Source organism: Shewanella benthica KT99 (assembly GCF_000172075.1).
In the GTDB taxonomy this organism is placed as follows: domain Bacteria; phylum Pseudomonadota; class Gammaproteobacteria; order Enterobacterales; family Shewanellaceae; genus Shewanella; species Shewanella benthica_A.
The window spans coordinates 26,033-49,446 of the sequence record NZ_ABIC01000004.1 but is presented as its reverse complement, the minus strand read 5'-3'; the positions used below and the strand labels follow the sequence as shown (position 1 = coordinate 49,446).

19 protein-coding genes are annotated in these 23,414 nt (G+C 47.9%); 2 read left to right on the top strand and 17 right to left on the bottom strand.

Annotated features, from left to right (window positions below; genetic code table 11):
* Positions 1-465 precede the first annotated feature (465 nt).
* The 7 genes from KT99_RS21890 to KT99_RS21490 all read right to left on the bottom strand — a co-directional run bounded on the left by KT99_RS21890 (position 466) and on the right by KT99_RS21490 (position 9,692).
* Positions 466-744 carry a hypothetical protein gene (locus KT99_RS21890; protein ID WP_157752174.1) on the bottom strand — a complete coding sequence of 93 codons (279 nt, stop codon included), beginning with the start codon at positions 742-744 and terminating at the stop codon, positions 466-468.
* Between the two features lie 229 nt (positions 745-973).
* Complete coding sequence (locus KT99_RS02425; protein ID WP_005496641.1) at positions 974-2,422, bottom strand: efflux transporter outer membrane subunit; 1,449 nt, start codon at positions 2,420-2,422, stop codon at positions 974-976.
* Positions 2,415-5,582, bottom strand: coding sequence for an efflux RND transporter permease subunit (locus KT99_RS02420; protein ID WP_005496639.1), 3,168 nt, complete (start codon positions 5,580-5,582; stop codon positions 2,415-2,417). The genes KT99_RS02425 and KT99_RS02420 overlap by 8 nt, the downstream gene beginning before the upstream one ends.
* Complete coding sequence (locus KT99_RS02415; protein WP_005496637.1) at positions 5,582-6,799, bottom strand: efflux RND transporter periplasmic adaptor subunit; 1,218 nt, start codon at positions 6,797-6,799, stop codon at positions 5,582-5,584. The genes KT99_RS02420 and KT99_RS02415 overlap by 1 nt, the downstream gene beginning before the upstream one ends.
* 366 nt (positions 6,800-7,165) lie before the next feature.
* Positions 7,166-7,924, bottom strand: coding sequence for a tRNA-uridine aminocarboxypropyltransferase (locus tag KT99_RS02410; protein WP_005496636.1), 759 nt, complete (start codon positions 7,922-7,924; stop codon positions 7,166-7,168).
* Positions 7,925-8,211: 287 nt separating this feature from the next.
* Positions 8,212-9,525: a CDP-diacylglycerol--serine O-phosphatidyltransferase gene (pssA, locus tag KT99_RS02405; protein WP_040571512.1), complete on the bottom strand. Its 1,314-nt coding sequence runs from the start codon at positions 9,523-9,525 to the stop codon at positions 8,212-8,214.
* An 11-nt stretch (positions 9,526-9,536) separates the two neighbouring features.
* Positions 9,537-9,692 carry a DUF1904 family protein gene (locus tag KT99_RS21490; protein ID WP_005496632.1) on the bottom strand — a complete coding sequence of 52 codons (156 nt, stop codon included), beginning with the start codon at positions 9,690-9,692 and terminating at the stop codon, positions 9,537-9,539.
* 328 nt (positions 9,693-10,020) lie between these two features.
* On the opposite strand from KT99_RS21490, the gene dacB reads away from it, so the two are divergent.
* Positions 10,021-11,481, top strand: a complete 1,461-nt coding sequence (gene dacB, locus KT99_RS02400; protein WP_005496630.1) for a D-alanyl-D-alanine carboxypeptidase/D-alanyl-D-alanine endopeptidase — start codon at positions 10,021-10,023, stop codon at positions 11,479-11,481.
* Between the two features lie 91 nt (positions 11,482-11,572).
* Here the strand turns inward: dacB and KT99_RS02395 are convergent, their stop codons facing one another.
* The 10 genes from KT99_RS02395 to aroA form a co-directional block, all read right to left on the bottom strand.
* Positions 11,573-13,330, bottom strand: a complete 1,758-nt coding sequence (locus tag KT99_RS02395) for an acyl-CoA dehydrogenase C-terminal domain-containing protein (protein WP_005496629.1) — start codon at positions 13,328-13,330, stop codon at positions 11,573-11,575.
* 207 nt (positions 13,331-13,537) lie between these two features.
* Positions 13,538-14,080 carry a DUF2058 domain-containing protein gene (locus KT99_RS02390; protein ID WP_005496627.1) on the bottom strand — a complete coding sequence of 181 codons (543 nt, stop codon included), beginning with the start codon at positions 14,078-14,080 and terminating at the stop codon, positions 13,538-13,540.
* A 56-nt stretch (positions 14,081-14,136) separates the two neighbouring features.
* Complete coding sequence (locus KT99_RS02385; protein ID WP_005496625.1) at positions 14,137-14,952, bottom strand: SDR family oxidoreductase; 816 nt, start codon at positions 14,950-14,952, stop codon at positions 14,137-14,139.
* A gap of 53 nt (positions 14,953-15,005) precedes the next feature.
* Complete coding sequence (gene pyrF / locus KT99_RS02380) at positions 15,006-15,701, bottom strand: orotidine-5'-phosphate decarboxylase (protein ID WP_005496623.1); 696 nt, start codon at positions 15,699-15,701, stop codon at positions 15,006-15,008.
* Between the two features lie 103 nt (positions 15,702-15,804).
* On the bottom strand, positions 15,805-16,965 hold the full coding sequence (gene lapB / locus KT99_RS02375) for a lipopolysaccharide assembly protein LapB (protein ID WP_005496622.1): 1,161 nt from the start codon (positions 16,963-16,965) through the stop codon (positions 15,805-15,807).
* 1 nt (position 16,966) lies between these two features.
* Entirely contained in the window at positions 16,967-17,257 is a 291-nt protein-coding gene (locus tag KT99_RS02370; RefSeq protein WP_005496621.1) for a LapA family protein, read from the bottom strand.
* A 122-nt stretch (positions 17,258-17,379) separates the two neighbouring features.
* Complete coding sequence (gene ihfB / locus KT99_RS02365) at positions 17,380-17,667, bottom strand: integration host factor subunit beta (protein WP_005496620.1); 288 nt, start codon at positions 17,665-17,667, stop codon at positions 17,380-17,382.
* Between the two features lie 71 nt (positions 17,668-17,738).
* Positions 17,739-19,406, bottom strand: a complete 1,668-nt coding sequence (rpsA, locus tag KT99_RS02360; protein WP_005496618.1) for a 30S ribosomal protein S1 — start codon at positions 19,404-19,406, stop codon at positions 17,739-17,741.
* A gap of 102 nt (positions 19,407-19,508) precedes the next feature.
* On the bottom strand, positions 19,509-20,201 hold the full coding sequence (cmk, locus tag KT99_RS02355) for a (d)CMP kinase (RefSeq protein WP_005496616.1): 693 nt from the start codon (positions 20,199-20,201) through the stop codon (positions 19,509-19,511).
* A gap of 252 nt (positions 20,202-20,453) precedes the next feature.
* On the bottom strand, positions 20,454-21,734 hold the full coding sequence (aroA, locus tag KT99_RS02350) for a 3-phosphoshikimate 1-carboxyvinyltransferase (RefSeq protein ID WP_005496614.1): 1,281 nt from the start codon (positions 21,732-21,734) through the stop codon (positions 20,454-20,456).
* A gap of 432 nt (positions 21,735-22,166) precedes the next feature.
* Between aroA and KT99_RS02345 the strand changes: the two genes are divergently transcribed.
* A complete protein-coding gene (locus tag KT99_RS02345) occupies positions 22,167-23,372 on the top strand; it encodes an amino acid aminotransferase (RefSeq protein ID WP_005496613.1) in 1,206 nt (401 codons plus the stop codon).
* Positions 23,373-23,414 lie beyond the last annotated feature (42 nt).

Genomic DNA, 23,414 nt, shown 5'->3' with positions numbered 1-23,414 from the left:
TTGAACAATTATAAACTTTTTTGCACATGCTCCCTGCTTACTCAGTTGATACTTATTGACCACCTTAATGTCGCACCAATGCAGAACGCCATTGGATGTGCCTTGTAGCAGTGTTTAAATTTTCTTCGCGAGTGTTAATGTCATTTCAACTTCCATCTGTTTATTCCAACGTTTTAAGCTCATTAGTGTTTCATGCTTTTATTGGCGTAATTTATAGCATAACAACCGGTGTAAAATCGTACTCTGCTTTGAGGTGCACAAAGATATTCTATATGAGGCTTCAGATGAAGACATGAAATAATGACCAAAAATAAAGGAGTATTATGGATTGCAGAAAGCCCTGCTTTAAAAGGGAATACTCGAAGGTGTAGAATCTAACTAAATTTGTTGCATGAAGAGCATTGTGGACAGAGGATTAAGGACACGATCAGTATTACTGCACATTAGCAGCAGAGTCGCCAGAAACTAAGCTAATAGGCCCCTTGGGTATGCCCATTTTGCACAAAACTCCCAACCATTTTCTCGACAGGCAAATCCCGCCTGATATCGATTGAAGCTGAGTCGAGCGCCTTGAGTATGAGTCGATGCTGTGGCGAGTTTGGCAGCTTTTGTTGCTGAGTCGAATGTGGGTGACGTGACACTCGATAATGCCCCGATGACAATCAAGGCAATGAACGCAGCCGCGGGGGAAACCCTGGTTGCAGCTATTTTAAGTTTAAATATTGGTCTAGGTATAAAGGCCATCTACCACTCCATAAATATCTTTATTTGCGCCAATAATTGACCCAAGTTAGTCAGGGTAAGCAAAGCTACTATTACAATATAAGGAAATCCCCACCATTTGGCAAAATTGATGGGGAATAATCTCTTTTTAGCCCAACTTGAGTGTCTGGCTAATCCCTATCCTGAACAGTATTTGCAGTACCTTGGCTGTTGTCAGCCACTGAACCCGCTATCTTGCACCGGAATCCGTTCATCTTGGCTCAGCTCTTGCATACTTAACGCCCCCACCGAGCGCTCGGTATAAGGTGATCATAGACAATAACCTGTCACGCTTTACCAAGCTTAGGCTGAGCTGGGCGCCAAACAGGCTCCGCTGCGCATCCATAAGATCCAGAGAGCTCGAGACGCCGTTACGATATCTGAGCATCGCCAGACGATTATATTCAGTCGATGCCGCCACCAACTCTTGTTGCGCCTCGATGGCGAGCTCTGAACGTCTGAAGCTGTTCATGGCATCGTTAACTTCAAAGTAGGCTCTGAGTACCGTGCTGCGATAGGCCAGCAATGCCTGCTTTGACTCCTCTTGTGCGATATCGTATTGAGCCGCTATGCTGCCGGCATTGAAGATGGGCGCGGTGATCCCGCCCAGCAGAGACCAAGTGACCCCTTGACTGTCGAAGATGCTACTCAAGTCAGCGCTTTCCCTGCCATAGCTACCTGTGATGGTAAACGAGGGAAAGAAGGCGGTTTTCGCGACACCTACATTGGCATTCGCCGCGATCAAGCCCTGCTCCGCAGCCTTGACATCGGGACGCTGAGATAACATCTGCGACGGCACACCGACAGCAAACAGATCGGGAAACAGTTTCCCTTCGGCCTTAATGTCAGTTTCCGTTTTGACCGCTAAAGGATAGCTAAATTCGCCGAGTAAGATGCGCACTTGGTTGGCTTTTTCCTGCCGCTCAAAGTCCAAATCTGGCAGAGTGACTCGCGCACTTTGATATTCGACCTCAGCTTGGCGCACCTCTAGCCCGGAAATAACGCCATTTTCCTTACGTAAACGCGCCAGGTTGCGCTCTTTTTTACGTAACTCCACCGTGTTCAATGATATTTGATATCTTTGCTCAATATCCAGCCACTCATAGTAACGACTGGCCACATCGCTGATGAGGCTGATCACGGCGAGGTTGAGTGACTCTTGTGCCGAGAGAAAGTGCGCATACTCGGCTTCGCTGCGGCGCCGGTTCGCGCCCCAGATATCCAGCTCCCAGGAAACCGTTCCGACCAGATCGAATTCGTTCTCATGGCTGGGATTGGTGCTGGTGATGCCGCTGTCGATAGAGCGCTCACCATTGGCATTCATTCCCAGTACCGGATAAAACGCCGCATCCGTCACTGTAATTCTTGAGCGTGCGGCGATGAGCCGAGAACGTACGGTTTCCAGATCTAAGTTCTTAGATAGTGCATGCTCGATCAATACTTGTAAGTCCGGGTCAAGATAGAACTCACGCCAAGGGGTCATGCCGATATTCAGTCCGGAGTCTTGTGCCAGGTCGTGATGATATTGCCCTGGGATCTTAAGGTCCGGCTGCTGATAATCAGGCCCCATGGCGCAGCCTGACAGCAATATGCCTGTGGTTAGCGCACAAGCGAGACTTTGTCGTTTAAAAGAGTTAGCTGCAAGGTAGTGTTTAAACATGGCTCGAACCCTCCGCTGGCTTATTCGACTCGGTAACCGAGCTGTCCTCTGAGTCTATTGCTGGTTTTACCTTAGATTTAAGCCATCCCGCCGTGGTGACGAAGAACAGTGGCACCATGACGATGCCGATTGTGGTCGCAAATATCATGCCGCAAAGAATTGGAATAGAGATACTTTGTCTACTTACCGCGCCTGGGCCGACCGATAGTACCAGAGGTAGCACACCGAGTATGAAGGCCATTGAGGTCATTAAGATGGGTCTGAAACGCATAGTGGCCGCTTCCAAGGCCGCATCGAGCCGACTCTTACCCTGTTTGTGTAGCTGATTGGCAAACTCTACGATCAAGATGGAGTTCTTAGCCGCCATGCCGATGAGCGCGATAAAGGCCACCTGGAAGAACAGGTTACTCTCCATGCCACTCACTAAGGTGCCCAGTGCTGCACCTAACATGGCGATGGGCGCAATAAGCAACACGGCGATGGGAATCGTCCAGCTTTCATAAAGGGCGGCGAGAAACAAAAACACGAACACCATGGCCAAGGTGACCGCGATACTGGTCTGATTGGCCGATTGTACTTCTTGATAGGTGATACCGGTCCATTCATAGCTGAACTCTTTAGGCAGCAGAGGTTCAGCCACACGTTCAATGGCCTTAATCACATCCCCCGAGGCATAACCCGGCGCAGGCGTGGCATTAATTGAGGCGCTGGAAAATAGATTATAGTGAGTCACGGCCGCAGGTCCCACAGAGTAATCATATTTAGCCAGTACACCTATGGGCACCATGGCCCCGGTTGCCGAGCGCACATAGTAATCTTTAATCTGCTCGGGGAACTGACGATAGCTCTCTTGTGCCTGTACCTTTACCCGGTAGACACGGCCGAACAAGTTAAAGTCGTTCACCGTGGATGAGTCAGTAAAGGTCTTGATGGTGCTGTAGATATCGGCGACATTGACTCCGATGGCCATGGCCTTAGCTTCATCGACGGTCAAATGCAGCTGAGGAATGGCGCTCTGCAGTGATAAACTGGCGGTAGCGATTTCTGGCTGCAGTTTAAGCTTCTCGACCAGCTCATCGGCTGTTTCCATCAGGCCTCTGAAGTTAGTGCCGGAGGTATCCTGCAACTCCATTTCAACGCCTGCTCCATTGCCGAGTCCCGGCACGGCGGAGGGTAAATAGCTGTTAAATTCTGCCTCCAATATCCCCTGCAGCGAGGCTTGGATCTGTTTCATCACCTTGTGCACAGTGGCATCTGTCTCTACCCGCTCAGACCAAGGCTTTAAGATTATCTCAAATTGACCATTGGCCTGATTTGAACCGGAGCGGCGGTTCTCACCCGCTAAGGTAAATGAGTAGGCCACGGCGGGATTGGCTAATACCTTAGCTTCGGCTTTTTTAAGCACGGCTTGTGTGCGGTTTACCGTGGCGCCATCGGGCAAGGTCATGTCGATAAAGAACCGGCCCTGATCTTCATTGGGCATAAAGCTCGACGGCAAGTTAGACATGATAAGAAACACACCGCCCACCATAAGGGCCAAGACAAAGTAACTTCTCTTGGCATGCTTAGTGGTTAGGGCTACTAAGGCGACATACTTGCTGGTACTGGTATCGAGTCTGTCGTTTATCCATTTAAAGAAACCCGATGTGGCTTTGTCGCCGGGTTTAAGCAATAAGGCACATAAGGCGGGCGACAGGGTCAAGGCAACCACAGTAGAGATAAGCACAGCCACCGTGATGGTTGCCGCAAATTCCCGGTACATGATGCCGGTGATCCCAGACAAGAATGACACAGGTACAAACACCGCCGCGAGTACCAGACTCGTAGCAACCAAGGCACCGGATAGCTCTTTCATGGCGGTGCGGGTAGCCTCGACCGGACTGAGGCCATTTTCATTCATCAAGCGCTCGACACTTTCCACCACCACGATGGCATCATCCACCACGATGCCGATAGCCAGCACCAGGGCTAACAGACTCACAGTATTGATGGTAAAGCCAAACACTAGCATGGCCGCCATAGTGCCTATCAGGGAAACTGGCACGGCAATGGCGGGGATGAGTGTGGCACGAACGTTTTGCAGAAACAGATACACGACTAAGATAACCAGAATAAGCGCTTCGACTAAGGTTTTAACCACCTCATCGATGGAGTTCTGGATAAACACCGATGCATCGAAGAAGACTTCCCAATTCATGCCTTGAGGGAACTTTTCAGCCAGCTTAGCCATCTCCTTCTTGACGTTTTTGGTCACCTCTAGTGCATTAGAGCCTGGCAACAGATAGACCTGTAAGATGGTGGCGTTGGCGCCATTGAGCTGCGATTGCAATGTATAAGCCGATGAGCCCAGCTCAATTTGAGCTATGTCTCTGAGGCGTATGATGGAGCCGTCTGTATTGGCGCGAACGATGATCTCATTAAATTGGGGCACACTGCTCATGCGACCCGCGGCGGTAATTGGCAAGGTCATGCTGAGTGAGTCGCTGTTGGGCTGTGAGCCTATGGTGCCCACTGGATACTCCTTGTTCTGCGCCTTGATGGCAGCAATCACATCCCCTGTGGTCAGGCCGTAGCCCGCCATGGTATCTGGCTTTAACCAGACTCGCATCGAATAGCTCCGTGCGCCAGTGTTACGTACCCGCCCGACTCCGGGAATGCGTTTGAGCGCAGATTCGATGTTGATGGTGCCATAGTTACTCAGATAAATTTCATCATAGCGCTCATCGCTGGAGGTCAGCGCCAGCTTAAGTAACTCGACCGAGGCTTCTTTCGATACCGTTACGCCTTCGGTCTGTACATCTATGGGTAAGCTGCCGTTGGCTTGTTGGGTCGAATTTTGCACATCCACCGCGGCGAGATCCGGGTTGGTGCCCACATCGAAGGTGATGGTGACATTAGTACTGCCCGAATTGGTACTCTTGGAGCTCATGTAGATCATATTAGGCAAGCCATTAAGCTCTTGCTCTAAGGGCGTTGCCACCGACTCCGCCGCCGTCGTCGACGTCGCGCCCGGATATGATGCAGAAACCTTAACCTGAGGCGGGGTGATATAGGGATATTGATCGATAGGCAGATTAACCATGCCGATCAGGCCCAATAGCACGATAACTATCGAGATAACACAGGCAAAGACAGGACGATTAACGAAATACTGAGCCATTATTTCTGCTCCTGCTCTAATGCCTGCTGCTTGAGCGCCTGCTCCTTCTGCTGAGTGTCTTCGAGCTTGAGGTATTGCTCTGCGGTTAAGGGCTCGGCCAATTGTCCGTGACGCACGCGGTGCATGCCTTCAACAATAACCAGCTCTCCCGCCCTGAGGCCACTCTTCACCACGACGCCCATTTTCCCCTGATGTTCAATCACGATAAAACGGCGTTCCACTTTATGATCGGGTAGCACCACCATCACATAGACTCCGCCTTGCTCAACTTGAGTGGCTTTCTGAGGTATAACGATGGCGTTACTCATCTCACTGAGCTTAATACGTACATTGGTATATTGACCCGGGAGCAGCTCTTTATCTGGATTGGGCAACTCGGCTCGCACCTGGAATGTCCCTGTCTCTGGATTGACCGATGGGTCGGTAAAACGTACGTCGCCAAGATAGCGGTACTCACTGTTATCGGGCAAGGTGATGGTCACAAAGCCTTCGACCGCTTTACCTTCTGCTTCGGCCTCTTGCTGTTCGCTATAGCTGGTCATGCGTCTCCTGGCGTTGAGATAATCCAGCGCCGACATGTTAAATATCACATAGATAGGGTCCACCCGTTTCACTCGGGTCAGCAATGACTGGCCACTGCTGCCCACTAGGGCGCCTATGTCAACTTCTGAACGACTGACCAGTCCTGATATAGGTGAGCGTATTTCGGTATAGCTTAGCTCTAATTCAGCTTCTTCTAATTCGGCCTTGCTCGCTGCCAGACTCGATCTTGATTGGGATAGCACAGACAAGGCATTGTCGAAATCCAGCTGACTGGCGGCATCTTGCTCGTAGAGAGGTTTGAGTCTGTCGACATCACGCCTGGCCTTATCTAGCATAGATTGCTGTGATTCGACATTGGCCTTGAGTCGGTTGACCACTGCAAGATAAGGGCGATTATCGATCCGATAAAGCACTGTGCCTTTTTTCACCGCGCTGCCTTCGATGAAGCTCTTATCTTCAACGAAACCATCCACCCGCGCCCTCACCTCTACATCGAGTGAAGCCTGAGTGATCCCCACATAATTTCCATAGAGTGGCACAGTAGCCGTAGTGACTTGCTCGACAACCACTAATTTCGGGGTGATTTTGGGCTCCTCCTTCTCACAACCTATCAAGGTTGCTGTGCCTATGAGTAAGGCTAAGCTGAACGCTGAACGTGTGAGAACCTGTGCCATATTTATGCCCCAAAATTATATTTGATGATCGGATGTTTATTTCTGTTCGATTTACAATCAAGTCATGTGCGCCAATAAATACACATTACTTAAGTTAATCAAATATAAGTGTAAGTTCTAACCAACTGTAACAGCAAGACAATGTTAACTTTAATACAAGCTTGATCAATAAACACTCGGCAAACACATGCAAATAGCGCATAAATGGCTTAGCTGTTGAAACGATGTCATCGACATGCAGGTAAGTATTGAATTTATTTGAGTGGAACACAGACTTAACAGTTGCGGGTTTTTGACAAGATAGATGAAGTTTAAAGATTGAAATCTGCTAAGGCCTAGTCAAACTAGGCCTTATGAGTAACAGGCTTACCCTGAGGTATTAGCACTCACTTTTTGGGTAAACTCTTGTGCAAGTTGATTCAAGGGGCTGAGATCTTTATTACTTTGACGGCTGCGACTAAACATCGAAGCGGCGATAAACAGCTCAAACCAGATACTCAGCGCCTCGGCATTGCCCTTTTCACCCGACGCTGCCAATGCCAATACGGCCACTTCGGCTGTGCCAAGCTGAAAATCTCGGCTGCCTTTTCTCAAACCATACTTGGCGACGGTCTCAGGGATAAAAGAGAGCAGTGGCAAATCATGTAAGTAAGGACTCTTGCGGAACATCTTAATCGCTTCGCGCCAGCTACCGTCTAGCATAATAAACAGTAGTTTCTTGGTGCTATCTAGACCTGTGGGCTTAAGTTCACTGACCACGGTTTGCTGTGGATAGGCATATTCACCGGGAAAAATGACGAAAGCCTGATAGCGAGGATCTTGTATCAATGCCAGCATTTTTCGGTTTGCCTGGGTTCTGGACCAGATATAAGCATGGGTATCGGGAATAAGATCCGCGATAAGACGACCACTGTTACTGGGTTTTAGCACCTCATCATCATACATGATGAGTAAAAATGCATTATCAGATACCAGTTGGCGGCGACTCTGACAGGTGCAATATGTCTGTGCCAGTAAACACAGTTCACACCGGATCAGGTTCTTGCCCCTGGCTCCATAAGGTCGGGTGGAGATCGCCTTACGGTATTGGTAAAGCTTATGGATAGCGTGTTGCTTAAGATTCATAACTCATCATTGGTGATTAATTTTTTTGATAGCCGTTATCGGCACATGCGCTATTTTACTATCGGGCCGATCACCACACAATCGTTTTCAGCGACCTGCCAGCTTATCCCCTCTCACCGGGTGAGGTCGGCTCTACGCCATGCTATCAACTTGTTTCGTAGTTAACCTTAACAATACAAGATGTAAACTAATACTTACAACCTTTTTGCCCTAGAAAAATTAATAGGTGAATATTGAAATGTTAAAGACCAGGACCTGATCACGGTGATCAGGTCCTGAGTTGAAGCCTAAAGAATACGTTTTAACAGGAAGTCTGCTTTTAGGCGTCTGATACGTGTCATTATCTTACGCACCGGAGCCGGATACTTGTTTATTGTCTCTATCTGGCTGTAATGATACAAACGCTCTGTGTGCTGCAGGATATGCGCCTGTTCCTGTGCAAACTTCTCCTTCCAGGCACCACACTCATCATGGAGCAATAAACCATTTTCCAGATCCAGCGCCCATGCGCGGGGATTTAAGTTACTGCCGGTGATCAGGTGACGTTTGTTATCTGCGCTGATCCCCTTGAGATGATAACTGTTAATGCCATCTTTCCAGAGATGAATATTGAGTTGGCCATTCTCCACAGCCCATTGCTGACGCTTGGCGAACTTTCGCAAGGACTGCTCATACATGTATGGCAAGGCCCCTATGGTTGAAAAGTCTTGCTCTGGCGGAATATAGAAATCATTGGCGGTTTTATCCCCCACGACAATATCGATACGCTTACCGTCTTTAAGATGCTTAGCTAAGGCACGTGCCAGTGCGTAAGGTGGGTTAAAATAGGGAGTACAGATAAATAAGGTATCTGTTGATTGTGCCACCATATCGACGACGATCTTATTGAGCTTGTTTTTCTTTCTTCCTAAACCAACCACAGGCGTGACACGATTGCCTATGGTGGTGGATTCATATTGATAGCTCGCCTTCGCTAAACGTGACTTAAGGGTACGGACATCATTTTTCTGTGGCAGAGACTCAGTGGCTTTATCTTGAGTGAGTGAGCTGACCGCGGGATCTTGTACCAGATAAGTTTGAATCATCTGTCTCATGGATCGCGCCAGTTCGGCCGATTCAATCACATGATATCGATCGAAGCGGTACTTTTCGCCTTGATGCAGGTAGATATTATTGATGCTGGCACCACTGTATATCACGGCATCATCGACAATAAATCCTTTAAGGTGCAGTACGCCCATAAACTCACGAGACTTGACCGGCACACCTAATATTTCGATTGGGTGTTTGGCTGCCTGCATCACAGTGCGATACATCTGATCGTTACCACTGTCACTCTTATGGCCTATCAGACCTCGTCTGGCACGATGAAAATCGACTAAGACCTTGATGTCGAGTTCCGGGTTCTTGTCTTTAGCTGACATTAATGCCGCTAAGATCTCTCGACCCGCCTCATCATCTTCAAGATAAAGAGCGGCGATATAGATCGAATTAACCGCAGCGGCGATACGCGTTAAGAGTTCAGCCTTTAATGCTTTGGGCGTAAGCAACCATTGTAATGCGTCGGGTTGGATTGGTATTCCACCAAGCTTATCAAGCAAGGTCATCTCCTTTAAAAATGCTTTCCGTCACGATAGTAGCGACTCGGATCGAATGCGTTAAACACTACAGCCAGATGCTGCAACTGCGGATAAGCCAATGTGATGGCTTTACGGCTCAGACTGGCTACTGCGTCTTCAGGTAGTCCGCGCATACGAATATGAGGCATATCGATCCCTTATATAAATCATAAGGGGATAGAAATTACCGATTTACACCCCATTGAGCAAGGGTTTTCTCCATTTTTACAGCATAAGAGCATAAGAAGTGTATTCATTTCGAGCAAATACAGATTTGAGTGCACAAAGCGCTCAAATTAACCAGTCACCGACTGATCTGGATGTCGAGATGATGTGAATGATATTCACTGCAATTTATCGGCTTTGTGACATTAAGACTCTACCGGTTAATGGAAAAAGATAAACCCGAAGATGAATAACCGCTATGATATAAGTCTGTGCTGTTTATTGACTTAGTCACTTACCTATGTGAATTCTATGAGATCTCTCGTTAATGCCTGTCTTCTGCTCAGCTGTTTATCTCTGCCAGCTATAGGCAATGACTATTTTGATAATGTGTTATCCATCATTAAACCGCCTCATTCCCATACGGCGATTTTTGCTACTAACCTGGTGACCGGCGACATCATCTTCGAGCAGAACCCGGATACCTTACTCTTACCCGCCAGTACCATGAAATTACTCACTGCGGTAGCGGCCACATCATCACTGGGCAGTGGTTTTAGGTTCAGCACTCGTGTCTACTCTAGATTTCCCATAAAGGACGGCGTGATAGCCGGTGATGTCTACATCAGCTTCAGCGGCGATCCGACATTGAAGGGCAAGGACCTGAGATCTCTGCTTAAACAGCTTACCGAACAAGGCTTGTATCGAATTGAAGGTAGCCTCTACTTAATCGGTCAGGCCAATGAACAGTTACAGGCTCCAGGTTGGGTTTGGGATGATCTGGGGATCTGTTATGCGGCGCCGGTGTCGAATTTCGTACTCAACCGCAACTGTGTTCACGGTAAACTCTCCCCCAAACTGGCCAGTAGCCAGAGTGAATTATCGGTTGCAGGCTATGTCCCTATCAACATCACCAACACCGCGGTGTTTGATAAAACGGGGGTCGAAAAATTTTGTCAATTAGATCTACAACGCTTAGCCGGTAATCATTTCTCTCTTAGCGGCTGCTATCCAGGCTCACAAGCCATTAAGCTTGCCATTGCCATCACAGATCCCGGCTTATTTATGCAAGAGTCAATTAGACAAATACTCAAGAGCAGTAAGATTCAACTCAAGGGGCAGATATTGATAAAGCACCAACTGCCGACGCAGACTCACTTGATTGCGGCCCATGAATCAGCCCCTCTATCTGACCTACTAGGCACCATGCTGATCAAGTCCGATAACCTGATTGCCGACAGCTTACTCAAACAGCTTGGAACAAAAATTTATCAGCGGCCGGGAAACTTCAGTAACGGCAGTCGGGCCCTTAAAAAGATACTGAGTGGTGAAGGCATAATGCTAACCCATGCAAAGATTGTCGATGGCTCAGGGCTCTCCAGATATAACCTACTCAGTGCACGTCAGCTCAGTCAGGTATTAAACTTGATCTATACCGACCCAAGATTTTCCCAGCTGATGGATTCACTGCCGATTGCTGGCGTGAGCGGTACGCTCAAATATAAAGCAAGCTTTAACAAACCTCCCCTGTTTAAGCATGTCATCGCCAAAACCGGCTCTATGCAGGGAGTGGATAATCTTGCCGGCTTTATCAGCAGTGAAAACCAAGATGATACCCTGTTTGTGATCTTAGAAAACGGTCAGAGTTCATTGCAAAAAAAGCAACAACAGGCGCCATTCAGTGCACTATTTTTGCATTATTTAATGGATAATACGTTAGCACAAGAGTCCCAATCAGGCTCGGCTCTCACCCCGTCGAGCCCAGCAAATTGATGGCTTAAGCCAAATAAACACAGGCTCAAAACAAAAAGGCGAATACTCAGAGTTAAAACCTAAGTATTCGCCTTTCACTTTATGGATGAGATCAGAACAGAGATTCAGGCATATTCATAATGGTCTCATCACCCGCTCGCACCTGAGCCAGATGGTACTCGGCCTTAGGCAGCATCTTGTTGATATAGAAGTCGCTCAGGTAACGTTTTTGAGCAGCGAACTCTTTATCCGCATGTGACACGGCGGCATCCGACATCAATAGCCAGAAATAACCATATAAGACATGACCGAAGGCATCGAGAAAATCGACGGCGCAGGCATTGATGACTGCTGGCTTTTCAAGTTTCTTATCGTTAATTTCGGATGCGACTAGAATAAGCTGTTGCAGCAAATCCGTCACCTTAGCCTTGTGTGCTGCATCGGCATGACTCAGGGTCGCTAGTTTGGCTGTACACTCATTAACAAACTCAGTCAACGCAGCCACTTTATCTCCTGTCACCTTGCGGCCAAGAAAATCTATGGCCTGAATACCATTGGTCCCCTCATAGATCTGTGCGATTCGAGTGTCACGCACCAGTTGCTCAATACCCGTTTCACGGATATAGCCATGACCGCCAAATACTTGTTGCGCCGTGATGGCAGCGTCCAGGCCTCTATCGCTCAAGAATGCCTTAGCAACCGGCGTTAACAGACCGACATATCGGCTCGCCTTAGCTTGGGCCTCACCTTCTCCGTATTTGGCAATATCTAACTGCTGCCCCGTGAGGACCGACAGGGCGCGGCCCGCTTCGGTTAACACGCGGATATTGAGCAACATGCGGCGAACATCGCCGTGCACTATGATCGGGTCGCTAGTCGCGCCGGTCGGCGATCCCCCTGCAGCCACCCCTTGAACACGCTCTTTGGCATAATCGGCTGCCATCTGGTAAGCCGCTTGTGATGTGCCCAAACCTTGGATACCAATCGCCAGACGTTCGTAGTTCATCATGGTGAACATACACACCAAACCTCGATTAGCCCTACCGATGAGATAGCCTTGTGCATCATCATAATTCATCACACAGGTCGACGATGCCTTCAGCCCCATCTTGTGCTCAATTGAGCCCACGGTGACGTGATTAGATTCACCCAAGGCACCGGAATCGTCGACCTTGATTTTGGGTACAAGGAAGAGTGAAATGCCGTTAGAGTCGGGCAGCTTAGCCAGTACCAAATGGATCACATTCTCGGTGAGATCATGATCGCCAGCGGTGATAAATATTTTGCTGCCTGTGATGCTATAACTGCCATCATCTAAAGGCACGGCCTTAGTGCGGATGCCACGAAGATCTGAGCCAGCCTGAGGCTCTGTCATGTCCATGGCTCCTGACCACTCACCGCTGTACATCATAGGCAGGTATTTTTGTTTCAGTTCATCGCTACCGTGGGCATTGATACATAAGGCCGCGCCAGCGGTGAGTGAGCCGTATAAGGTAAATGCATTACAGGCGCTGTAAGCCATTTCATCGACGAGTACGCCCAACATTTTAGGCATACCCATGCCACCGAACTCAGGCTCGCCGCAGAGGCCTACCCAACCGCCTTCGGCATACTGGGTATATGCCTCTTTATAGCCATCTGGCGTGATCACCTTATCATCTTGATGCACCACGCCTTGCTCATCACCACTGCGGTTTATAGGATGGAGTAACTCGCGACTTATCTTGTCTGCTTCATCCATTATCGCCACCGCCGTGTCCATATCGACATTTTCAGCAATGGCAGGTAAAGATGCCCATGTTTGAGGCGCATCAAACACCTTATCTAACAGGAATTTCATTTCGGCTAACGGAGCTTGGTAAGGATTCATTATCGACTCTCAAACGTTGAATTTAAACACTTGTTTTAATTTATACCAGATACCATAGGAAAAGAAAGAGATATTTGGATAAGTTGAGGGAAATGAGAGTTCAGGCAAAGAGGTAAGTGTAGAATCTAGGAACGAGGGTTCTGGGAACGGGAAATCTCAGGATGAAGATGATAAGGACTAGGCACTCGGACCTAGCCCCTTGGTTTCCTACCACATCAAATCATCTGGGATGACGTAATCGGCGTAAGGATCGTCTTCTTCGACGACTTGGCTGTGGTCATCTTGTACCCACAAATAACCACACCATTTTGGCACCAAGATATTGACTCGCTCGGCGAGTTTATGCGGCACTAAATAACTGGTATCTTCATGACGTACGATACCCAGTTGCCCGTTAAGCAGCTGAGTCTGTAGTTTATCATTCACATAGATCGAGAAGATTTTATTATTGGAGGTGAAATTAAACTTAATCTCGCCGCTTTGCGGTGGCTTTATGGCTAGACGAGTGAATTCCGTCACTAGGCCACGGACCAAGCCTTTCTCGGTTGCAGCAGCAAATTTTTGCTCATTTCGCGCCTTATCTTTTGCCGCTTGTGCTAGCTTCTGCGCCGCTATTTGCTGTTTTAAATCCGCAGAGCCATCATCGACCTTGGCCTTACGGTCACGTCGTTTCTGCGTCCTGGCTTGCTGTACTTTTTGTTTGCTGACTAGACCAGCTTTGAGCAGTTGCTCTTGAAAAGGATTTGCCATCTGTTTCTCACTGTAATTAATATTTCTGTTGAGATCATCATCTCGGATGATTCAACTCATTCTTTAGCACGTGTGGTCGCTAGCAGAGCCAACTCAGCCATCGCCATGGATGCACCGCCAAGTGACCAACCGCCATCTATGGGCAGTACGACACCTGTGATATAAGATGCCATGGGAGAGGCCAAAAATAAGGCCCCATTGGCAATATCTTGTCCTATGCCATTTCTCTGTAAAGGCACGCTCTTAGCCACGCGTTCTTGTAACTCAGCACTGGGGGCTAATCGATTAAACCCCTCAGTGCCGCTGATGGGGCCCGGAACGATTGAGTTTATTCGAATCCCCTCACAACCCCACTCCAGCGCCAGATTTTTAGTCAACATGTCTACACCGGCCTTGGCCGCGCCCACATGCGCCTGCATGGGCATGGCGACAAACGCCTGGGGCGCCGAGATCTGAATGATACAGCCCCCTGGTCTCGTCATCAAAGGATAGGCTTGCTTGAGCACCTGAAAACTGCCTAGCAGATCGATATCCATCACCGACTTAAAGCCATTTTCACTCAGTAAGGCGGCAGGAGCCAGGAAGTTACCGGCGGCGCCACTGACTAAGACATCGATTTGAGCAAAATGGACGTTAAACAGCTTGAAGCCCGCTGTTAATCCTTCGACATCTCGTACATCGAAACTGGCACCCATATGGGTACCCTTGGGATTGGCTTCACGCAGTAATTTAACTGCGGCATTGACTTTTTCGGCGCTGCGACTGGCGACGGCCACATTAGCGCCAGCCTGGGCAAACGCGAGCGCAATGGCCAGGTTGATGCCACTGGTGCCCCCCACAACCACAACATTCTTGCCTTTATAGTCAAACATGTCTGCCTCCTGAGGGGGTTAGCCAGCTTATTTAAGCTAGGTAGCCTTAGCCCTTATTTCAACGATGCGTGTATCGCTTGAAGCGTTGCCAGTGGATCCTCAGCTTTAGTGATAGGTCTTCCTATCACTAAATAGTCAGAACCGGCTGCAATCGCTTGTGGTGGCGTCATGATCCTATGTTGGTCACCCTTATCGGCGCCAACGGGACGAATACCCGGCGTACACAGTTTAAATTCTTTACCTAACTTAGATTTTAGCACTTGTGCTTCATGTGCCGAACAAACAACACCGTCTAATCCCGCTTCTTGAGTAAGTTTGGCGAGACGCTGCACATGCTCGAACGCGGGGACATCGATGCCGATAAGCTTAAGTTCTTCATCACTCATGGAGGTGAGCACTGTGACGGCTATCAGTATGGGTGCCTTATCGCCAAATGGCTCAAGCGCTTTCTTAGCCGCTTGCATCATGGCGAGACCGCCGCTGGCATGGACGTTGGTCATCCACACGCCAAGCTCGGCGGCTGCCGTGACAGCCTTGGCGACGGTATTAGGGATATCGTGGAATTTAAGATCCAGGAACACGTCGAAATCACGTTTATGCAGCGCCTTGATAAATTCGGGTCCAAAAAGAGTAAACATCTCCTTGCCTACTTTGACACGGCACATACTAGGATCTAATTGATCAACCAGTTGCAAAGCAGCATGCTTATCATCAAAATCCAGGGCGACTAAAATCGACTTATTACTCATTTTTTCTCCATTTGCTTTGCGGTAAATTCTTGGCCATGAGCCACATAGTGAAATAATAGGTTTCATGGCTGAGGGGATTTAGGTCAATAACCTGTCAGCGGCGTTATTCGCCATCAAGCCCTCTGATCCGTTTTATTTTCCCCCAGCTCTTACAGGATGGACAATGCCAATAGAGGCGGTGTGAAGGGAAACCACAGCCGCTGCACCGATAGCCAGGACGGAACTTTATCTGCTGATCCACCAGTTTTTCCAACATGGTCAGGCTCTCTTTCGCTTGGCCATCTTCGGCTTGCTGTACATGCATTTTCATCAGGTGCTGGAAGCTTTTCATCGTCGGGTGACGATATAATCCGTCCAGAACCAGCTGCTCAGCCTCTTGAGTCTCACCTTGTTCAATCATATTTTTCGCTAAGGTGATGGCGACGCTCGCACCCGCTCCATTTTGTAATGCTTGGCGAAGCAGGTCACTGTAGCCGGCAAGATCATGACTGTCATGAAATACCTGACGGGCAATTGACAGCGCATCGGGGAAAAGCTCGATATCGGCGTCGAGTAACTTAGCCAGTAGTGCCTTGCACTTGGCATGCTCATGAGAATCAAGATACTTTTCGGCCAAGGTGAGTAAGGCCCGACCACAGTCTGAGTCTTGTTTTAACGCGGCCTGAAGCAGTTTTAACTGCGGGGCAACATCAGTTTGCTCATTGGCCAGCTCACAATAAAAATGGGCGGTATTGTGCTTTAGGCTTTGCTGTCTTTTTCGTTTTAAGCTCTTGATGATATTGATGGCTTTTTGCCAATCTTTGGTGACCTGGTAGATATCGATCAGATGGGTTTCGGCATCTTCACTGTGATCGTCTTGTTTAACCAGGTTAATGAATATCTCTTCCGCCCGATCATAAAACCCAGCGGCGAGATAATCCTTGCCCAGTTCCATCATGGCGATGTCGCGCTGTTCAGTGGTGAGACTGGGTCTGGCAATTAAATTTTGATGAATGCGGATCGAGCGGTCGACTTCTCCACGCTTTCTAAATAGGGAGCCAAGAGAGAGGTGTGTGTCTATGGTGTCATCATCGACATCTAACATGGTAATAAACAGATCGACGGCTTTATCTGATTCATTGGACAGGAGAAAATTAAGACCCGTGAAATAATCACGACTCAACTGCTTTCTTTGGCTAGTCTGATTATGCCTTACACTGCGCCGTCCCATATACCAGCCGTAACCGGCGGCGATTGGAAGCAACAGAAACAGGATCTCTTGCATATTAGGCGTCGACGTCCCGAGCGGGAGTCATCCCTTCTAATCTAGATTCGAGTTGGGTGCATCTCTTTTTGACATTTCTCAACGCCAATTTCAGTTTAGTCATGTGATAAATAGCAAACAACCAGCTGATCATAAAACCCGCCAGAAAGACGAAAGCCAGCACTAGGGGTAAGCGGAATTCACCCTGAGCAACAAAATAGCTGATAGTCACCATCTGCTCGTTACGCGCACCGAAGATTAATGCAAAAAAGAACACTAGTGCAACTAACACTGTGACGATAAATGACCGCATTATACACTCCATATATCCATTTCAATCTGCTGATTATCTAAGATATTCACTAAACTAGCTAGGATTTAGTTCATTTCAGGCATAAAAAAGCCTCCATACGGAGGCTTTTAAAATAATGTCATTTATGCATTGATCGCATCGACACGTTCGCGCAGTTCTTTGCCTGGCTTAAAATGCGGAACATACTTGCCATCCAACTCGACTGACGTTCCAGTCTTAGGATTACGGCCTGTACGTGGCGCCCGGAAATGAAGCGAAAAGCTACCAAAACCACGGATTTCGATACGATTTCCGCCTTCCAATGTTTGAGCCATCTGCTCTAACATCTCTTTGATTGCACTTTCAACTTCTTTAGCCGACAGCTGCGACTGCCTAGTGGCAAGTTTTTCGATCAGTTCGGATTTTGTCATCCTATACCCTCTATTATCAAGCCAAATACAGTCACCTAACTGGGGTGCAAGCACCCCAGAACTTCAGGCGATTACTTACGAGCCGCTTTGAACGCTTCAGCCATAGCACTGCTCGCTACAGATTCTTCTTGCTTGTTCAAGCTAGCCATTGCTTCTTTCTCTTCAGCTTCATCTTTCGCTTTGATAGAGAGGCTGATAGTACGGTTCTTACGGTCAACACCCATAAACTTAGCTTCAATAGCATCGCCTACAGAGTAAACTGTTGATGCATCTTCGATACGCTCACGAGAGATATCAGATACACGTAGGTAACCTTCAACAGTTTCAGCTAGCTGAACGGTAACGCCTTTAGCGTCAACAGCGATAACTGTACCGTTAACAACCGCACCCTTCTTCTTATCAGAAAGATAAGCATTGAATGGATCGTCTTCAGTCTGCTTAACGCCTAGGCTGATACGCTCGCGCTCAGGGTCAACAGAAAGAACTACTGCGTGGATTTCGTCGCCTTTCTTATAATCAGCAACGGCTTCTTCGCCTGTACCATTCCAAGAGATATCAGAAAGGTGAACTAGACCATCTATGCCGCCATCAAGACCGATGAAGATACCGAAGTCAGTGATTGACTTGATCTTACCAGTAACCTTGTCACCCTTGTTAAAGCGCTCTGCGAAGTCATCCCATGGGTTTGACTTACACTGCTTAAGACCAAGAGAAATACGACGACGCTCTTCATCGATGTCAAGAACCAGAACTTCAACTTCATCACCTAGGCTAACAACCTTAGATGGGTGAATGTTCTTGTTAGTCCAATCCATTTCAGAAACGTGAACCAGACCTTCAACGCCTTCTTCGATTTCAACGAAACAACCGTAATCAGTTAGGTTAGTAACGCGACCAGTCAAACGTGTGTTTTCTGGGTAGCGCTTGCTGATTTCTAACCATGGATCTTCGCCAAGTTGCTTAAGACCTAGTGAAACACGTGTGCGCTCACGGTCATACTTAAGTACTTTAACGTCGATTTCGTCACCAACGTTGACGATTTCAGATGGGTGCTTAACACGCTTCCAAGCCATATCTGTGATATGTAGAAGACCGTCAACACCACCAAGGTCTACGAATGCACCGTAGTCAGTAAGGTTCTTAACGATACCCTTAATGGATTGACCTTCTTGTAAGTTCTCAAGAAGAGCATCACGCTCTGCACTGCTTTCAGATTCGATAACAGCACGACGAGAAACAACAACGTTGTTGCGCTTCTGGTCTAACTTGATCACTTTGAATTCTAGATCTTTGTTTTCTAGGTGAGCCGTATCGCGAACAGGGCGAACGTCAACTAGAGAACCAGGTAGGAATGCACGGATACCGTTTAATTCAACGGTGAAACCGCCTTTAACCTTACCATTGATGACACCGATTACAGTTTCAGCATCTTCGTACGCTTTTTCTAGAACAATCCAAGCTTCGTGACGCTTAGCTTTCTCGCGAGACAATTGAGTCTCACCGAAGCCATCTTCAACAGCATCAAGTGCAACGTGCACAGTATCACCAACAGAAACTTCAAGTTCGCCTTGAGCGTTCTTGAACTCTTCCGCTGGGATTGGGCTTTCTGATTTTAGACCTGCGTCAACGAGTACAGTACCGTTTTCGATGCGTACAACAACACCCGTTACGATAGAACCAGGACGAAACTCCAAAGTTGCAAGGGATTCTTCAAATAGATCAGCAAAAGATTCAGTCATGTTTAAGTTACTTTTTTTAATAAACCACTGCCCATCCTAGACGTGGAGTCAGTATAATAATCCGCATCATCCATGTTGCGAATAGTTCAACGTCAGTTAACATTAACCAACGTTTGGTAATTTCGATTTTATATGTGCCAATGCAAGATTGAGCACATCTTCTATCCCGATACCCGAAGTATCTATGACCAATGCATCATCGGCCGGGACTAAGGGGGCAACGCTGCGATTCATATCGCGATCATCACGCTCTTTAATCTCAGACAAAAGACGGTCAATATTAACATCGAAGCCCTTGTCCTGCAACTGATTATAGCGCCTCATGGCCCTTTCTTCCGCCGATGCCGTTAAATAAATTTTAGCGGGTGTATCAGGGAAAACCACTGTGCCCATATCGCGACCATCGGCAATGAGACCCGGTGCAGTATTAAAGGCACGTTGACGACGCAATAACGCCTCGCGAACCCGTGGGAATGCGGCGATGATAGACGCCGCATTTGAACACTCTGGGCTGCGTATGTCTGTTGAGACATCTTCGCCTTCGAGCACGACCTTGATACCTTGAGTTGCACTGCCGGTAATAAACTGCACATCCAAGTGCGCGGCGAGTAAAGTAAGAGACTCTTCGTTATCGAGTTGAACATTATGATGAATAGCGGCTAAGGCTAAAACTCGGTAAATAGCACCACTATCCAGTAGTTTCCAGCCTAAATGCCCGGCTAACAACTGGCTAATTGTACCTTTACCCGCACCGCTAGGGCCGTCAATAGTGACAACAGGAGCACGTTCTGACATAAATTTCTCCACAGTAAAATCTATTTCCCTAAGATTTTTTAAATGAGTGCTTCCAGTGACCCACAGGCTAATATGCGCACTGAAAATTAAGCGCGCGTATTATAAACCAAGTAAAAAAATAAAGCGGTAAAATTTTTTAATCTACCGGTTCAGTTTGAGTACAGGAGCTGGATTAAGGCGGTATCTTAGGTATCTTAGACATGAATAAAAACAAAATGGGCCATCAGGCCCATTCTCTTACACTTATCTAGCTCACTGAGCTAACGCGGCAAACTGCTGAAAATAATTGGGGAATGTCTTAGAGGTACAATCTGGATCATTAATGGTGATGCCACAATCGGCAAACGCTAACATGGAGAAACACATGGCCATTCTGTGATCGTTATAGGTATCAATTTCAGCCGTATGTGGCTTGCTCGGCGGTGTGATAGAAATATAATCATGACCTTCCTCCACGATGGCACCCACTTTTCTCAGCTCGGTGGCCATGGCAGCTAAGCGATCGGTTTCCTTGATGCGCCAGTTATAAATATTACGAATGGTGGTGGTCCCGGTCGCAAACAAGGCGACAGTGGCTATGGTCATCGCCGCATCTGGAATGTGGTTCATGTCGAGATCCACCCCCTTGAGTTTTGCCCCCCGTGAGATGATGTAATCATCACCCCATTCGATATCGGCGCCCATCTTCTCCAGCACATCGGCAAACTTAACATCGCCTTGAATGCTCAGGCGTCCCACTCCAGTCACTTTAACTTCACCGCCTTTTATGGCGCCAGCGGCCAGGAAGTAAGAAGCCGAAGAGGCATCACCTTCGACTAAGACTTTACCCGGTGACACATACGTTTGACCCGCTTTTATCTCGAAACGCCGATAATCATGATTGATCACCTCGACGCCAAATTGCGCCATCAAGGCGATAGTGATGTCAATATAAGGTTTAGAGACCAGCTCACCCTTGATCTTGATGTTAACCTCACCCTTGGCAAGCGGCGCAACCATCAGCAGTGCGGTGAGAAACTGGCTGGATAGGTCCCCTGCTATCTCGACATCGCCGGCGTTTAGCCCGGTCGCCTTAATCGTTAACGGAGGAAAGCCTTCATTCTTAAGATAAGTCACCGATGCGCCGAGTTGACGCAATGCATCGACGAGATCACCGATGGGACGCTCTTCCATGCGTGGCTCACCGGTTAAGGTAAATTCACCCTGACCTAAGGTCAAGGCTGCACAAAGGGGTCGCATTGCCGTGCCGGCATTGCCGAGAAACAGTGTCTGCGCCAGCTTGGCATTGAGTGGTGCTCCGATCCCTTCGAGTTCACAGACCGTATTGTTATCGGAGAGACGATAGTTCACCCCCAATTGCTTGAGCGATGCCAACATATAGCGAATATCATCAGCATCTAACAAGTTGGTCAGTGTCGTGGTGCCCTTGGCTAGCGTGGCCAATAATAGTGCACGGTTAGAGATACTTTTAGAGCCAGGGATATTGATGGTGCCCTGGACCTTGCTAATGGGCTCGAGACGTAGCTGCTTCATTAAAATACTTCTTTATCATCGCGGGACAAACAAACCGCTGGTTAACATTAGATGTTCATGGCAAACAGACTGTAAGGTTTACGACTGGCACCATCACGACAAAATGGTGTTCTGCTTAACCGGTGTTTGAACTTCGTGGTACTAAATTTACTGATTAAGCGGCAGTATTCAACACTTATTTATGTTTTTAGCCTGTTTCGAGGTAATTTTCTTTCAAACTGACATTTTCTGCATCCATACAGGGCTAAAAGTAGGCTTTCACTCTTGTCCATGATGGAACAAATAAGCTAAGTGGCAATGAATCATGCCAGATAATTACTTTGCTGATTTACTCCTATGCACTATTACTCGGTCTGTGTTTTACGTTACTCTAAAGTTAATGAGTAACAGGCAGATTACGCCAACAAATCTAATAAAAGGGTAAATAAGCTTATGTTCGACACTCTCACCGCGATGCCTGCCGATCCGATCCTCGGCTTGATGACTAAATACCAGCAAGACACCCGCGCTAACAAGATAGATCTTGGCGTCGGCGTGTACAAAGATGAGCGGGGTCATACCCCTATCTTAAACTGTGTTAAAAAAGCCGAACAACACCGTATCGATACCGAGGAAACGAAAGTTTACATCGGTCCCACTGGCTCGGCTCAATTTAATCGCCTGCTGGGTGAACTCGCTTTCGGCAAGGATAATCCAGCCTTGTTAGCCGATCGTATCCGCACCGTGTCCACGCCGGGGGGAACGGGCGCATTAAGAGTCGCCGCAGAATTTATTAAGCGTGCCAATTCAGTAACAAGATCACCAACAGCGGTGATCTGGGTCAGCGATCCAACTTGGGCCAATCATACTGGCCTGTTCGAAGCCGCTGGCATCGAAGTCAAAACCTATCCTTATTATGATCACGACAACAAGAGTCTTAAATTCGATGAGATGAAGACGGCCCTGTCTCAGGTCAGTCCTGACGATGTGGTCTTACTCCACGCATGCTGTCATAACCCCAGCGGCATGGATCTCAGTGAAGCCCAGTGGGATCAGATCATCGAAATAACCCAGCAACAAGGCTTTACACCGCTTATCGATATGGCCTATCAGGGCTTTGGTGTCGGCGTGGATGAAGATGCCTATGGCGTACGTAAGATGGCTGCATCGGTAGATAACATGATTCTGTGTAGCTCATGTTCTAAAAACTTCGGCCTGTACCGCGAGCGTATCGGTGCCTGTTCAATCCTGGGAAAAGATACTGCCAGCGTGAATGTGGCCTTCTCTGTGCTGCTTTATGTGGTCCGTTGCATCTACTCTATGCCGCCAGCCCATGGCGCAGCCATAGTCGAAACTATCCTGGGCTCGGATGAATTAAAGCAACAATGGTTAGATGAGCTTAAAATAATGCGAGACCGCATCAATGGCAATCGCAACATGTTGGTAGACAAGTTGATCGAGAAGGGAGTTAAGCGTGACTTTGGCTTTATCGCCCAGCAGAAAGGCATGTTCTCATTCCTGGGAATTAATCCACAGCAAGTAGCACGTCTGCAGCAAGAGCACGGCATCTACATGGTGGATTCTAGCCGCATCAGCATCGCAGGGATCGGACTGGCGAACGTCGATTACTTAGCGGAGTCGATAGCAAAAGTAATATAGAAGTGAAAAGTTCCTAGGACCTAGGTTCTAGGAACTTGTTTC